We start from the raw sequence: 14,076 nt of genomic DNA on the forward strand, positions 1-14,076 counted from the left end.
AAATCAATACTCTCCTTCTATATTATTAAAATATGCTTTAATTTAGCGGTCTCAGATAAGGACTCTTTTTTCATTAGTTGAAAAGAGTATAATGTAACGTGGAAATAATCAATTTTTCTATGGGGGGCAATACCAATGAATCTACAAAATTTGGAGAAGAGTCTTTACGATTTAATTACTGAAACATCTACGAATTTACCTAAGGATGTACGTCGTGCTATTAAAAAAGCAAAAGAAGCTGAGAATGCTGGTACTCGTGCAGCAATGAGCTTAGACACAATTGCAAATAATATTATTATGGCAGAAGATAACGTGTCACCAATTTGTCAGGATACAGGGCTACCAACTTTCAAAATTTATACTCCTGTTGGCGTAAACCAATTAGAAATTAAAGCTGCAATCAAAAAAGCAATCAACGATACAACTGCAGATGCTAAATTACGTCCTAATGCGGTGGATTCATTATCTGGTGCAAACAGTGGTAATAATCTTGGTGATGGTTTGCCAGTAATGAAATTTGAGCAATGGGAAAAAGATTACATTACAATCAAGTTAATTCTCAAAGGTGGCGGCTGTGAAAATAAAAACATTCAATACAGTCTACCATGTGAACTAGAAGGTCTTGGTCGTGCAGGGCGTGACTTAGATGGTATTCGTAAATGTATTTTACACTCTGTATACCAAGCACAAGGTCAAGGGTGTTCTGCTGGTTTCATTGGTGTAGGTATTGGTGGAGACCGTTCTTCGGGCTATGATTTAGCAAAAGAGCAATTATTCCGCCATGTTGAAGATACAAATCCAAATGCAGATCTTGCTAAGTTAGAAGAGTATGTTGTTAAAACGGCTAACACATTTGGTATCGGTACAATGGGCTTCGGTGGTGAAGCAACATTATTAGGCTGTAAAATTGGCGTAATGCACCGTATACCTGCCTCTTTCTATGTATCAGTAGCATATAATTGTTGGGCTTACCGACGTATGGCTGTGGACATCGATCCTCAAACTGGCGAAATTTTGAATTGGCACTATCAAGAAGGTGAAAAAATTACCTTCAAAGAGAATGAAGTAGCTGCTACAACAGAAGATACAACTACAGATGTAGTAGAACTTACTGCGCCAATTACTGAAGAACAAATTCGTTCATTAAAAGTTGGAGATGTCGTTTCTATTACTGGTCGTATGTATACTGGCCGTGACGCCATCCACCACCATTTAATGAGCCACGATGCACCAGTTGATTTAAATGGACAAGTTATTTATCACTGCGGACCTGTAATGGCTAAGGATGAAGAAGGCAATTGGACAGTGAAAGCTGCTGGCCCAACTACTTCAATTCGTGAGGAGCCTTATCAAGGCGATATCATGAAAAAATTCGGTATCCGTGCTGTTATTGGTAAAGGTGGAATGGGACCAAAAACATTAAAAGCGCTTAATGAGCATGGTGGCGTTTACTTGAATGCAATTGGTGGAGCAGCACAATACTATGCGGACTGTATTAAAGGCGTGGATGGTGTTGATTTAATGGAATTCGGTATTCCTGAAGCCATGTGGCACTTAAATGTTGAAAAATTTACAGCAGTTGTAACAATGGATTCACATGGTAACTCACTACATGCAGATGTGGATAAATCATCATTAGAAAAACTTGCTCTGCATGCAGAAAGAGTCTTCTAATTAAATAATAGATAGCAGTAGTAACTCATTTTATTGCACAATTTTGTAAGGCACAGAATATTCCTAGTGAATAGACTGTGCCTTTTTCAATCCTTTCGCAAATTGTTTAAAAATCTCCATCAAACTTCCTACTTTATTTTTATAAATTCCTTTGTTATAATAATTCTAAACAAAAGAGATGGTAATTGAAATCCATTTTCAATTGAATAGCTCAAAACAACACTAATTTATAAAGGTTTTGATATTGATTTTCATTATCAGGAGGGATAAAGATGGAATACTCTAATCGAGAAAACATAAACATAATTGAGAAAATAAAAGAACATGCAGAATTAATTGCTGCATTAATGGCTGGAATTTTCATCTTACTAGCATGGCGTTTAGACACAAGTGGACAAACAACAGCTTCTGTTCTACTATATTTAATTGCCTTTTGTGTAGGTGGTTTCGCGAAAGCAAAAGAAGGCATTGAAGAAACCATAGAAGAGCGAAAGCTAAATGTTGAGCTGTTGATGGTATTAGCTGCAATTGGCTCAGCTGCAATTGGCTATTGGACAGAGGGGGCCATCCTAATATTTATTTTTGCAGTAAGTGGTGCACTTGAAACTTATGCGATGAATAAAAGTCATCGCGAAATATCTGCACTTATGAATTTACAGCCAGAAGAAGCTTGGTTAGTGCGTGGCGGATTTGAGCCTATGAAAGTATCAGTTTCCACATTACAAATCGGGGATCATTTATTGATTAAACCGGGCGAACGAATTCCAGCAGACGGCATTATTTTTAAAGGCCAATCTTCTATTGATGAGTCAGCTATTAGCGGTGAGCCACTGCCAATCTCAAAAGCGAAGGAGACGAAGTTTTTGCAGGCACAGTCAACTTAAATGGTGCTATTACTATGGAAATGACAAAGGCGAATTCAGAGACCCTTTTCCAAAAAATTATACAGCTCGTTCAAAGTGCCCAAAGTGAAAAATCTCCCTCTCAACAATTCATCGAAAAATTTGAAGGGACTTATGTAAAATTTGTTTTACTTGGTGTTGCCATTATGATGGTTCTTCCCCACTTCTTACTCGGCTGGGACTGGACAACAACCTTTTACCGAGCAATGGTGTTATTAGTGGTTGCTTCACCTTGTGCACTCGTTGCCTCCATTATGCCTGCAACACTAGCTACTATATCAAATGGTGCAAAAAATGGTGTGCTATTTAAAGGTGGTTTACATTTAGAGCATCTTAGTGTGTTACGTGCATTGGCGGTCGATAAAACAGGTACTTTAACGCAAGGCAAACCAGTTGTTACAGATTTTATTGTCCGTGATGGAGTAGAACGTGAGACGGCTCTAGCAATTCTTGCAGGAATTGAATCTCAATCCAATCATCCCCTTGCCCAAGCGATTACCTCCTATGCTAAGGCTGAAGGAATCGACATACTGCCACAAGCAACAATTGAAGATATTCCTGGCTGGGGTATTAAAGGAACGATTCAAAACGAGGAGTATCAAGTAGGCAAACCAGAGTTTGTTGATGTACAACTTGCTAACAGTTTTGCAAATGCTGCTGTAACTAAACTTACAGAAGAGGGAAAAACAGTTATTTTCATTCGCGATCAACATGGTATTGTTGCATTAACAGCATTAAAAGATACTGTGCGCTCTGAAGCTAAGAAAGCTGTTACATTATTAAAAGAGCTTGGTATTCAAGTGGTGATGCTTACAGGTGACAATGAAAAAACAGCGAAAGTTATCGCGAAGGAGGCTGGCGTTACTGAATACGTCGCAGAATGTCTGCCAGAAACGAAGGTAACTGAAATGAAACGCCTACTTACACAGCATCAATTTGTTGGCATGGTCGGCGACGGTATTAATGATGCCCCTGCATTGGCTACCGCAACTACTGGCATCGCTATGGGTGAAGGCACAGACGTGGCACTTGAAACAGCGGATGTCGTGCTAATGAAAAATGACTTATCAAAAATCGCCTATGCTGTTCGTTTATCACGTAAAATGCAACGTATTGTGAAACAAAATATTTTCTTTTCTATCGGGGTTATTATCTTTTTAATCGCTTCTAACTTTTTACAAGTTGTCGACTTGCCATTAGGCGTAATCGGGCATGAAGGGAGTACAATTCTAGTTATTCTAAATGGTTTACGTATGCTCAATAAAAATGTTTAACATCAAATAAGCCTCAGCATAATTGAGTCCAGCTTGCTTGAAGCTACTCTTCCTGTGACATGCGCTGAGGCTTTCATTGAATAATTGATGCATTTAATCAGGTAAAATCAGGTAAAATAGCCTCGCTACTCTTTAGGAGTTTAGCGAGGCTCTTGTTAATGAATGATCATTTCCTTATCGACGAATTTCCTTTTGAAGTGCTCTTTTCTGCATTGTAGCATTTAATACGCCACCAAAGATTAAAATGATTCCCGTAAAATATAACCAGAGCATTAAAATAATGACGCCACCAATACTACCGTATGTAGCAGAATAATTTGCAAAATTATTAATATAAAAAGAGAAACCGTATGTGACTGCTAACCAAGCAAGCGTGGCAAATAACGCTCCTGGCCATACGCCCATTATTTTCAAACGAGGACTTGTATTTGGCACAAACCAGTAGATGCCCATTAATACGATGAAAATCAATAATGGCGGGATTGACCATCTTAATCTATGCCAAACTGATTCAAATTGCTCCTCTATTCCGACGATTGAGAATAGGAAATGTCCAATTTGCTGACCAAAGACCGGTAATAAGAGCGCAACGGCAATAACAATAACGAGAGCGATTGTAAAAACAAGTGATAAACCCCTATCTAATATGCCTGCTCTCCCTTCTGTATCGTAGGCTTTATTTAAAGCACGAAGTAATGCATTAATGCCTTTAGATGCAGACCAAATAGTACCTAAAACCCCAATGGACAGTAAACTACTGTTGCGATTTGTTAAAATCTCATTCAGTGTATTTTCAATCAGCTTATACACTTCATCAGGTAAGATATTCACTAAAAATGAATAGACCTGAGTGGTTTCTAAGTTAAGATATGGTAATAGTGTCACCAAGAAAATAAGTAAGGGGAAGAACGATAGTAAAAAGAAATAAGCCAATTGTGCAGCAAGCGCAGATATTTCAACTCGCTTGAGCCGACCTATTAAATCTTGGATAAAGCCTTTGGATGTCATAATATCAATCGCTCCCTCCTCTGGAGAAACAAACGATTTTACAAACCCAAAAGCGTTATGCAATGTTGCTTTATTCTTTTCCATACAATTCCTCCTAAAACGACCTTTACTCCTTATGAGGTAAAGTAAAGGCTGATTTCGTATCTTCAATCATTCCCTGTATAGTGGAAGGTAAATCCTTAAATTCATCCACCTTTTCAGCAATTGTGTTGACATTATCTGACACACTTTCACAAAGCACCTTTGCCGCGAGTACTTTTTCCTCTACCAAAACCTGCAATTCTTCTCGATTTGCTGCATAGTATGAGATGGCTTCCTTCATCTTTTTTGTTGAGGCAATTGTTTTTTCTCGTGTAGTACGATCTAACATACTTAATGCTGCTCCTACTGCTGCTCCTGCTACAATAGATGCTAATAATTTACTTTGACCCATATTAAAACCCCCTGCTTGTATAGTTGCATATTCCCTATTATTTCATAAATAAACAGTCTTCTGCACTTATTCTACCCAATAACAGTCTATTTTTAAAGCAATGCCCAAATACGGAGTTGACATTTTTTTTATTCAATGAAATGATATGTGCGAGGATGACGAAAGGTAGGGTAAAAAATGGATTTATCAGTTCCATCTAAAGAAAACGTTATGTATATGGTTGATCAAATGAAGGACAAGCTTCGTATGGTGAATGTCGATGCAATGAAATCAGAAAACTTCGATGAAGCAAATTATGAAGATTTAGTGTATCTATATGAAATGGTTATGAAGAGAGAAACTTTTAGTCCAAGCGAAATGCAAGCGATTGTTGCTGAATTAGGATCTTTACGTAAATAGGTAAAACAAAAAGCTATTAGCTCAAGACATTTGTCTGCTGCTAATAGCTCTTTATTACTGTGTACTCTAAGTTTCTGAACCATCCTCAGTAACTAATGGTTGAATTAATACTTCTACACGACGATTCTTTGCGCGTCCTTCGGCTGTGTCATTTGGTGCAATTGCACGATACTCACCGTTTCCTTTTGCACTAAAGCGCGTAGGATCTAATTTATCATTACTTTCAATAAGCAGTTCTAAAAATTTAGTTGCACGCATTACAGATAACTGAAAATTTGATGTAAAATTCGGACCTGCTGGCACATTATCTGTATGACCTGTGATGACAATATTTCGAGCTGGATCAGATTCCAGCATAGTTGATAGCTCTTTGGCAATAGGGACATACTCAGGTTTAACTGTTGCCTGCCCTGGGTCAAATAAAATACTATCGCGGATTGTCACTAGTAATCCCTCATCCGTCATTTCTGTGGCAAATTGACCTTCCATTTCATTGACTGCAATAAAATTATCCACACTATCTTTTATTTCAGCTAACTCCTGTTGATCCTTTAAATAGGCAGAGTTTTGCTGTGGCGTTTGGTCGCTATCCGCATTCGGAGTAGGGACTGGTGCAGGTTGCTCTAGAAAACTAGTTCCACCATCAAAGACTTGACTAAAAACTGCCGACATTCTTTCTAGCTTTTCTTGATCGACTGAACTTGAGGCAAACAAAATAATGAACACGGCTAGCAGCAAAGTTAAAATATCTGCGTATGGCACTAACCAAGATTCATCAATATGTTCATCATGCTTTTTCTTCTTAGCTTTCTTTGCCAAGGCCACCCGCCCCGCTTTCACCAGAAATTTGACGACGTTCTTCCATCGTTAAGTATGATGATAGTTTCTGTTCAATTACACGTGGAGCCTCCCCTTCTAATACTGAAAGGATACCCTCAATCATCATTCTCTTTTGTTTTACCTCTAAAGCAGATTTACGTTTTAGCTTGTTTGCAAATGGATGCCATAAAACATACCCTGTAAAGATACCGAGTAATGTAGCCATGAAGGCAGCAGAGATAGCATGTCCTAGCTTTTCGATATCATTCATATCAGCCAATGCGGCGATTAACCCTACTACTGCACCAAGAACCCCTAAAGTAGGTGCATATGTACCTGCTTGTGTAAAAATAGCTGCTCCACTAGTATGTCGCTCTTCCATCGCTTCTACTTCTTCTGTTAAGACATCACGTATGTAGTCAGCATTTTGACCATCAATTGCTAATGTAAGGCCATTTTTTAAAAATGGATCTTCAATCTCTGAGGCCTTACTTTCAAGTGCTAATAGCCCTTCGCGACGAGCTAAGTCAGCCCATTGTGAAAACATTTTAATAATCTCTATATCATTTGCTAATTTTGTTTCTTTAAAAAGAATCTTAAATAGCTTCGGCACACGCTTTAACTCCTGCATAGGAAAGGCAATTGTTACTGCGGAAATAGTACCAAAAATGATAATTAGGATAGCTGCAGGGTTATAAAATGCAGATAAACTTACACCCTTCATTACCATCCCTGTTAATAGTGCTACTAAAGCAAGTATTAACCCTATAATCGACGACTTATCCATTCTAGAACCTCCAAATCTACTATCTAATGTTATTTCGTCTTTTTTTCCATATTTTAAATATATATATTCCTAGTATAAATGTATTTCATATATTTTTCGATGTAATTAATGCTTTTTATTCACATTTCGACCATTTTTGATTATATTGAATTAAGAATATTACACTTAACTGTCTTAAATTGAAAGGGGATATGATTTTGTTATTATCGTTTGACACAAAATTACTAAAATATGCCGAGTTAGCGGTGAAAGTAGGAGTAAATATCCAAAAAGATCAGTATCTTTATATAAGCTGTTCGACTGATAACCTAAAACTCGCACAAATAATTACTAAAATTGCCTATAAAAATGGTGCTAAACAAGTTTTTGTCGATATATCCGATGATGAACTTGTACGTGCTCGCTATGAAGGGGCACCAAAAGACTCATTTGATTTCTTCCCACCTTGGAAAGTGAAGGAACGTGAATGGTTAGCTGAACATGGTGCTGCTTTCTTAAGCATTAGCTCACAAAATCCCGATTTATTAAAAGGTATTGAGCGTGATAGAATCATGGCATTTCAAAAAGCATCTGGCCAAGCACTTGCCAACTATTATCAATGGTTACAAGCAGATAAGTTTAGCTGGTCTGTCATTGCTGCTCCATCTAAAGCTTGGGCAGCAAAGGTTTTTCCTCACCTTCCAGAAGAACAGCAAATGGATGCATTATGGGAAGCTATCTTTGCAGCCACACGTATAGACGTTGAAAATCCTGTTGAAGCTTGGCATACACATGATCAGGAATTACATAGCAAAGCTGATTATTTAAATGCAAAGCAATTTAAGTCACTGCACTATACTGCACCAGGCACAGATCTAACAATTGAGCTGCCTCCACACCATGTGTGGACAGGGGGTAGTAGTATAAGTACTCAAGGCCAAACATTTATGGCCAATATGCCAACTGAAGAAATTTTTACAGCACCGTTAAAAACAGGTGTTAATGGTTATGTATCAAGCACTAAGCCTTTAAGCTATGGTGGCAATATTATAGATAATTTCACACTAACATTTAAAGATGGTCGAATCATTGACGTCAAGGCGGAGCAAGGCCAAGAAATTTTAGCTTCCCTTATTGAAACAGATGAAGGTTCTCATTACCTTGGTGAAATAGCATTAGTACCACATCAATCACCTATTTCACAATCCGACCTATTATTTTACAATACATTGTTTGATGAAAATGCATCCAATCATTTTGCCATTGGTAGTGCATATGCTTTTTGCATTGAGGGCGGCAAAGAAATGACTTCTGAGGAACTAAGCGCACATGGTCTCAATCAAAGCTTGACACATGTAGACTTTATGATTGGCTCTACCAAAATGAATATAGATGGAATAACACATGATGATCAAATAGACCCAATATTCCGTGATGGAAATTGGGCTTTCTAAATAATCCATTCCTACTAATAGTATTCTAGGCTAAGTATGTTAAGGTTGTCATAAATTATCCTTAGATTTTCCTAGTAACCTATTGTATAATTGTTTTAGGGAATTTTAGTAGATCATTTAAGTAGAGAGGAGCTCTAATAATGTTCATTACAACTGTTCTTGGCTTTTCAGCAGTTTTATTAATTTCAACGGGATTCTTCATCCACTACCTACAAGTTGGTTTAGATAGCAAGTCTTCAGTAACTGTAGATCCAAAGCCAAACGAAAAATTTTAATGTGTAAAAAACAGCTACTATTTATAGGTAGCTGTTTTTTTATAGCTTACAAGTTATTTCATCTACTAAAGCGTATGAAACTGCTCCTTTATTGTAAAAATTATCTGAATAAAGTCTTTATTGTTTGCATATTGAAAATTTTGCTCTACAATATTTTTTGTAAGGAAGGGAGCAATATTCATGACAATGTTACAAGATATTCTAGAATTTAACAAAGAGTTTGTACAAGAAAAAAAATATGAGCCATTCATCACTACGAAATATCCTGATAAACGTATTGTTGTTTTATCTTGTATGGATACTCGTCTTGTAGAGCTTTTACCAAAAGCGATGAATTTGCGTAATGGCGATGTAAAAATAGTGAAAAGTGCTGGTGCGTTAGTGAGCCATCCTTTCGGTGCAGTTATGCGTAGTTTATTAGTTGCTGTCTACGGCCTACAAGCTGATGAAGTGTATGTTGTTGGACATTATGACTGTGGTATGAGTGCGGTTGATCCTGACGCCATGCTTAGCGAAATGGTACAACGAGGCATCGATCCAGAAACAATCAAAATGTTGGAATATTCTGGTTTTGATTTGAAAGAATTTTTACGAGGTTTCGGTGATGTAGCAACAAGTGTTAAGAAAAGTGTCGATACAATTCGTAATCATCCATTAATGGTAAAAGACGTACCTGTTCATGGTTTAATAATTGATCCAAATACAGGTCATCTAGATTTAATTGAAGATGGAAATAAACAATAAAATTATTTCTTCATACATTCATAAAAGAGCAAGTGCCTATCCTCTCTATGTGGAAGATAGGCACTTATTTTTCTATTCATCCTCTAAACGTGCATACATATAGTGATCTACCCAATGACCATTGATATACAGTAGCTTTCTTAGCAGACCCTCCTGCTGAAATCCAGCCTTCTCTAATACACGCATGGAGGCATTATTTTGTGTCGATACGTAGGCCTCTACACGATGTAGACCAATTTGTTCAAATGCAAATCGGACCACCATATTCACAGCTTCTGTGACAATGCCCTTTCCAACATAAATCTCATCCATCGCATAGCCAACAAATGCACTCGAGTACGGTAAGCGTTTGACAGCATAAAGTGCAATATGCCCTATTAGATTATTTGTACTATGCTCAAAAATACCAAAAGTAAATTCACGCTTAGACTCCATTAAATAGAGACTTTCTTGAATTTTTTTGTATTGAGCATCGACTGTATAGTATTCAGGTCTTTGCAGTGGCTCGTATATAGACCAAAAGTATTTATTACGGCTTACGAGACCCGTTAAACTTCGTGCATCTTTTTCTTGGAATGTGCGGATGTAGCATTTTTCCCCCTTTATTGTTACCACATTCCCACCCTTTTTTCTTAATAGATTCCAAATTTTAAGCACCATTTCTCCACACTAGCCTTCCAATAAAAATCAATACATTTCTCTTTGTTTCATTGGCTACAAGCCATAATTGCAAACCCTATTTATATTTCATTGTATGTAAAAAAACAGGCTGCTACAACCAAAACAGCTTATGTCTTATTGTCATAGCAGCACAATTCAATTATTTAGTTTTTTGTTCTTTCTTTTTCTCGTTTACTATTTCTAAGCTGGAGGAATCAGCATCCTCTAGTTGAGTATTGTCTAACACATTTGTTAAATGAAGACCACGCCTTTGAGCCTCTCGTTCAATGTGTGCAATAGTTTCCTGTAGCACCTGAACACGTGCATACTTTTTGTCATCTCCAGCGACTAAGACCCATGGTGCATCTTTTTTATCTGTCTTTTCAAACATCGCATTTGCTGCTTCAATATACTGAGGTGTTTTATCTCGATTGCGCCAATCCTCGGCTGTTAACTTCCAAGATTTATAAGGGTTTTGTTCACGTTCTTTAAAGCGTTTTAATTGCTCCTCATCTGAAACATGAAGCCAGAACTTAATAATTATGTAATCTCCTGCAGTTAAAATCTTCTCGAAATTATTAATTTCTTCATAAGCACGAGACCATTCATCCTTTGTTGCGAATCCTTCGATGCGTTCTACTAGTACGCGGCCATACCACGAGCGATCAAAAATAGCGATTTGCCCATGTTGAGGCAATTTTCTCCAAAATCGTTGTAAATAATTGTAGCGTAATTCATGAGCTTGAGGAGCAGAAATAGGATGTACAACATAACCGCGGGGATCGACACGTTCGATTAATCGTTTAATAGCGCCACCTTTACCAGCTGCATCCATTCCTTCAAATACCAAGATCAAGCCAATCTTGTTTTTTAATAAAAATTGTTGTGCGTTCAACATTTCATATTGGAGTACTTTTAATTTCTTTTTATACATCTTTTTGTCTAGTTCAACAGTTAGATCTAGATTTTTCAAATTTTGTGTCATGAAACTTCACTCCTTTTATTTGGCTATTCTTATTGTACTAAAGAAATATATGGATGCCTATCAGACATGGTAAATTGTAGGTATTAATAGTAAAACAACACGATACATTGTTGGAAATTTCCGTTATAATAAAAAAAGTGACAGTACTATACTTATTTGTCTTTTCCCTATACAATCTAACACGAAGGGAGAGGAAAACATGCCTCGGTTTATCTTGATGACAATCTCTTATCTTGTCTCAATCATCCTAACCTTTTCATCCTTTTTCGTGAACATCAACGGTCAATCTTCGCTAGAAATCGCTAATCGTTTTTCTGTTGTATTTGCACCAGTTAGTGTAAGTCATGTAATTTGGATTATCATTTATTTTTTACTCGGTTATTGGTTAGTTATGAACATGAAAAAGACAACTTTGAAACAGTCTGCGCTTTTTAGTTGCATAAATATATTACAAGCATTGACGATATATGTCTGGCACCATGAGTTATTTATTGTTTCTCTTGGCATTACATTACTCTTAGTCTTGTATTTGTTTATGTTGTATAATACGTACCCTCTTCAGGACAAATCCTTGTTTGGTCGTATTCCTTTCTCTATTTATTTAGCATGGATGACATTTATTTTTATCACAAATACAAGCTTTACGTTAACGGCTTATGGTTGGAACGGCTTTGGTCTTAGTACGCCTCTTTGGGCAGTGATTTTACTTACTTTAGGAGGAGCCATTGCGCTACATATCCGTTTCCATCACTTTGATGTTGTGTATCCAAGTGTTTTTATTTGGGCTTATATTGGAATCGCCATACATAATGGTTTTGATGAGCTACTTGTCACTACAGCTGCTTTATTTTTATGCGGTGTTCTCTTTGTTGGCATTTTATTTATTAAAAAAATCCTGCCTACCAAAAATAAATTGGTTAGCAGGATTTTTTCATTACATCCTATTCTTCGTCTAATGACGTTAAGATAATTGGTTTATCTTTTGTTACAATGACTGAATGTTCGATTTGAGCTACAAGTGATTTATCAGGCGTCACGAATGTCCAGCCATCACCTGCTTCTACGATATGCTCTGCCTTTGCTGAGATAAATGGCTCAACCGCAAGGACCATACCTTCTTTCATAATAGTAGTATCCCATGCATCGTAATAATTTAAAATATGGTTTGGTTCATCATGTAAAGATTGACCTAAGCCATGACCTGTTAAATTCATAATAACAGTTAACCCATTAGCATTTGCCTCGCGTTCAACAGCTTTACCAATTTGATTTAATTTAGATCCAGCCTTTACCTTTGTCATTGCTCGATCAAAGGCACTTTTAGCAACACGGCAAAGCTTTTCTTTGTCCTCATAGCCATCACCCACAACAAATGAAATACCTGTGTCAGCAAAATAGCCATTTAAAGAGCCTGAAACATCAATATTTACGATATCTCCCTCTTGAATAACACGCTTTCCTGGAATACCATGTGCTACTTCTTCATTGACGCTAATACATGTATACCCTGGAAAATCATATTCTCCCTTTGGTCCTGAAATAGCGCCAGCCTCTGCAAACATGCGACCAGCAATTTCATCAAGCTCAAGTGTTGTAACACCTGGTTTTGTAGCAGCTTTCATTGCTTCGCGAATTTCAGCACAAATGCGTCCTATTTTTTTAAAAGCTTCAATCTCTTCTTGCGTTTTTACAATCATGTATAACGTCCCTTTCATCTAATATCTATTCTTTAATATAACATAACTTTTTATGCGTATAACGATAAACGCTTTAAATATTGTATGCTTTCCTACTTTGCAAAGTGCTAAAAGAGTTATTCACGACAAAAAAGTCCCTCCACGCCTGTGAAGGGACTAGCATTAAGCTTTTCTTTGCATTAATTGGGGAGCGGCTGTGAATAAAAGAACACCAACGACAGCCGTTAAAATGGTTGCTGGTAGCATATATGTACCATTGTAGATGATGGAATAGATCCATGCATTCTGGTCACCCGCATATTCGGCAAAAAATACAGCACCAGCAATTGTATGTGCTGTGTATCGTAAGAAGCCTGCGAAAACGGTACCTATGATTATATAAAGTGCCATTTTTGTTTTGTTCATATGTTTAGCAGCGTCTAATACTGGTCCACGTACAACCGCCGCTAATCCTACAACAGTAAAAGCAACGCCATAATCTAGTAATCCTTGTAGCCAGTGCACGATATAAGAACCAAACATTGTTTGCATAACACCCACAAGTAGTCCCGTAGTAAGACCAGCTACTAAGCCCCAGCGAAATGCTATTAACATAATCGGTACCATAACAAGACTAACTGAGCCGCCTTGTGCCCATACTTTAAAGGAAACCTGATCCAGTACGAGACCTATCGCTGCAAAAATCGCAATCTCCACTAGCATTAATAGTCTTTTTTTGTCCATACATATTCTCTCCTTTGTTCCGATGTAGGATACAAGAGCAGGAATAGAAAAGCGCTGATATGTCTCTTTCTGACACCTTTTTCCTTTAAGGAGGAAAAAACGATGTCAGGACAGAGCCTCACATCGTACAAGTGTCGGTTTCTATCCACATCCCTACGCAAGCGTTAACTTACAGGTTCGAAGAGTCAAGGCATTACGTGCCCAGTCTCAGCTGACATCATCAGCTCCCCTTGTGGTCGTTACATCTGAATTTATTTGAACAC

14 protein-coding genes, 1 pseudogene and 1 riboswitch are annotated in these 14,076 nt (G+C 37.4%); of the genes and pseudogenes, 7 read left to right on the forward strand and 8 right to left on the reverse strand.

Annotated features, from left to right (window positions below):
- Positions 1–135: 135 nt before the first annotated feature.
- Together LBYS11_RS19690 and LBYS11_RS19695 are read left to right on the forward strand one after the other, a co-directional pair.
- Positions 136–1,674 carry a fumarate hydratase gene (locus tag LBYS11_RS19690; protein ID WP_048394791.1) on the forward strand — a complete coding sequence of 513 codons (1,539 nt, stop codon included), beginning with the start codon at positions 136–138 and terminating at the stop codon, positions 1,672–1,674.
- A 272-nt stretch (positions 1,675–1,946) separates the two neighbouring features.
- Positions 1,947–3,850 (forward strand): annotated as a pseudogene (locus LBYS11_RS19695) (heavy metal translocating P-type ATPase).
- Positions 3,851–4,024: 174 nt separating this feature from the next.
- Here LBYS11_RS19695 and LBYS11_RS19700 read toward each other — a convergent pair.
- On the reverse strand, positions 4,025–4,942 hold the full coding sequence (locus LBYS11_RS19700; RefSeq protein WP_004225576.1) for a YihY/virulence factor BrkB family protein: 918 nt from the start codon (positions 4,940–4,942) through the stop codon (positions 4,025–4,027).
- Between the two features lie 22 nt (positions 4,943–4,964).
- The gene (locus tag LBYS11_RS19705; RefSeq protein WP_048394796.1) at positions 4,965–5,291 is read right to left on the reverse strand and encodes a hypothetical protein; all 327 of its coding nucleotides are present in this window, start codon (positions 5,289–5,291) and stop codon (positions 4,965–4,967) included.
- 177 nt (positions 5,292–5,468) lie between these two features.
- Here LBYS11_RS19705 and LBYS11_RS19710 point away from each other — a divergent pair, with 177 nt between their 5' ends.
- Positions 5,469–5,690 (forward strand): DUF1128 domain-containing protein, encoded by a 222-nt coding sequence (locus tag LBYS11_RS19710; RefSeq protein ID WP_004225580.1) that lies wholly within the window; start codon positions 5,469–5,471, stop codon positions 5,688–5,690.
- A gap of 66 nt (positions 5,691–5,756) precedes the next feature.
- On the opposite strand, the gene motB is transcribed toward LBYS11_RS19710, so the two are convergent.
- Both motB and motA read right to left on the reverse strand, forming a co-directional pair.
- On the reverse strand, positions 5,757–6,509 hold the full coding sequence (gene motB, locus LBYS11_RS19715; RefSeq protein WP_054549014.1) for a flagellar motor protein MotB: 753 nt from the start codon (positions 6,507–6,509) through the stop codon (positions 5,757–5,759).
- The gene (motA, locus tag LBYS11_RS19720; RefSeq protein ID WP_004225583.1) at positions 6,493–7,296 is read right to left on the reverse strand and encodes a flagellar motor stator protein MotA; all 804 of its coding nucleotides are present in this window, start codon (positions 7,294–7,296) and stop codon (positions 6,493–6,495) included. Before motA ends, motB begins: the two co-directional genes overlap by 17 nt.
- A gap of 191 nt (positions 7,297–7,487) precedes the next feature.
- Here motA and LBYS11_RS19725 point away from each other — a divergent pair, with 191 nt between their 5' ends.
- The 3 genes from LBYS11_RS19725 to LBYS11_RS19730 all read left to right on the forward strand — a co-directional run bounded on the left by LBYS11_RS19725 (position 7,488) and on the right by LBYS11_RS19730 (position 9,748).
- A complete protein-coding gene (locus tag LBYS11_RS19725) occupies positions 7,488–8,729 on the forward strand; it encodes an aminopeptidase (RefSeq protein ID WP_158651974.1) in 1,242 nt (413 codons plus the stop codon).
- A gap of 140 nt (positions 8,730–8,869) precedes the next feature.
- Positions 8,870–9,004 carry a hypothetical protein gene (locus tag LBYS11_RS24035; protein WP_004225590.1) on the forward strand — a complete coding sequence of 45 codons (135 nt, stop codon included), beginning with the start codon at positions 8,870–8,872 and terminating at the stop codon, positions 9,002–9,004.
- A 180-nt stretch (positions 9,005–9,184) separates the two neighbouring features.
- Complete coding sequence (locus LBYS11_RS19730) at positions 9,185–9,748, forward strand: beta-class carbonic anhydrase (RefSeq protein ID WP_004225593.1); 564 nt, start codon at positions 9,185–9,187, stop codon at positions 9,746–9,748.
- A gap of 72 nt (positions 9,749–9,820) precedes the next feature.
- On the opposite strand, the gene LBYS11_RS19735 is transcribed toward LBYS11_RS19730, so the two are convergent.
- Complete coding sequence (locus LBYS11_RS19735) at positions 9,821–10,408, reverse strand: GNAT family N-acetyltransferase (RefSeq protein WP_054549012.1); 588 nt, start codon at positions 10,406–10,408, stop codon at positions 9,821–9,823.
- A 160-nt stretch (positions 10,409–10,568) separates the two neighbouring features.
- Positions 10,569–11,393 carry a polyphosphate kinase 2 family protein gene (locus LBYS11_RS19740; RefSeq protein WP_048394803.1) on the reverse strand — a complete coding sequence of 275 codons (825 nt, stop codon included), beginning with the start codon at positions 11,391–11,393 and terminating at the stop codon, positions 10,569–10,571.
- Between the two features lie 199 nt (positions 11,394–11,592).
- Between LBYS11_RS19740 and LBYS11_RS19745 the strand changes: the two genes are divergently transcribed.
- Complete coding sequence (locus LBYS11_RS19745) at positions 11,593–12,363, forward strand: hypothetical protein (protein ID WP_233732195.1); 771 nt, start codon at positions 11,593–11,595, stop codon at positions 12,361–12,363.
- Here LBYS11_RS19745 and map read toward each other — a convergent pair.
- Together map and thiT are read right to left on the reverse strand one after the other, a co-directional pair.
- Positions 12,335–13,090: a type I methionyl aminopeptidase gene (map, locus tag LBYS11_RS19750; protein ID WP_103118838.1), complete on the reverse strand. Its 756-nt coding sequence runs from the start codon at positions 13,088–13,090 to the stop codon at positions 12,335–12,337. The two genes, LBYS11_RS19745 and map, sit on opposite strands and share 29 nt — an antisense overlap.
- 162 nt (positions 13,091–13,252) lie before the next feature.
- A complete protein-coding gene (gene thiT, locus LBYS11_RS19755) occupies positions 13,253–13,813 on the reverse strand; it encodes an energy-coupled thiamine transporter ThiT (protein WP_054549010.1) in 561 nt (186 codons plus the stop codon).
- Between the two features lie 133 nt (positions 13,814–13,946).
- A riboswitch (TPP riboswitch) is annotated at positions 13,947–14,054 on the reverse strand.
- Positions 14,055–14,076 lie beyond the last annotated feature (22 nt).

The sequence above is a fragment of the Lysinibacillus sp. YS11 genome (genome assembly GCF_002896375.1).
Lineage (GTDB): Bacteria > Bacillota > Bacilli > Bacillales_A > Planococcaceae > Lysinibacillus > Lysinibacillus capsici.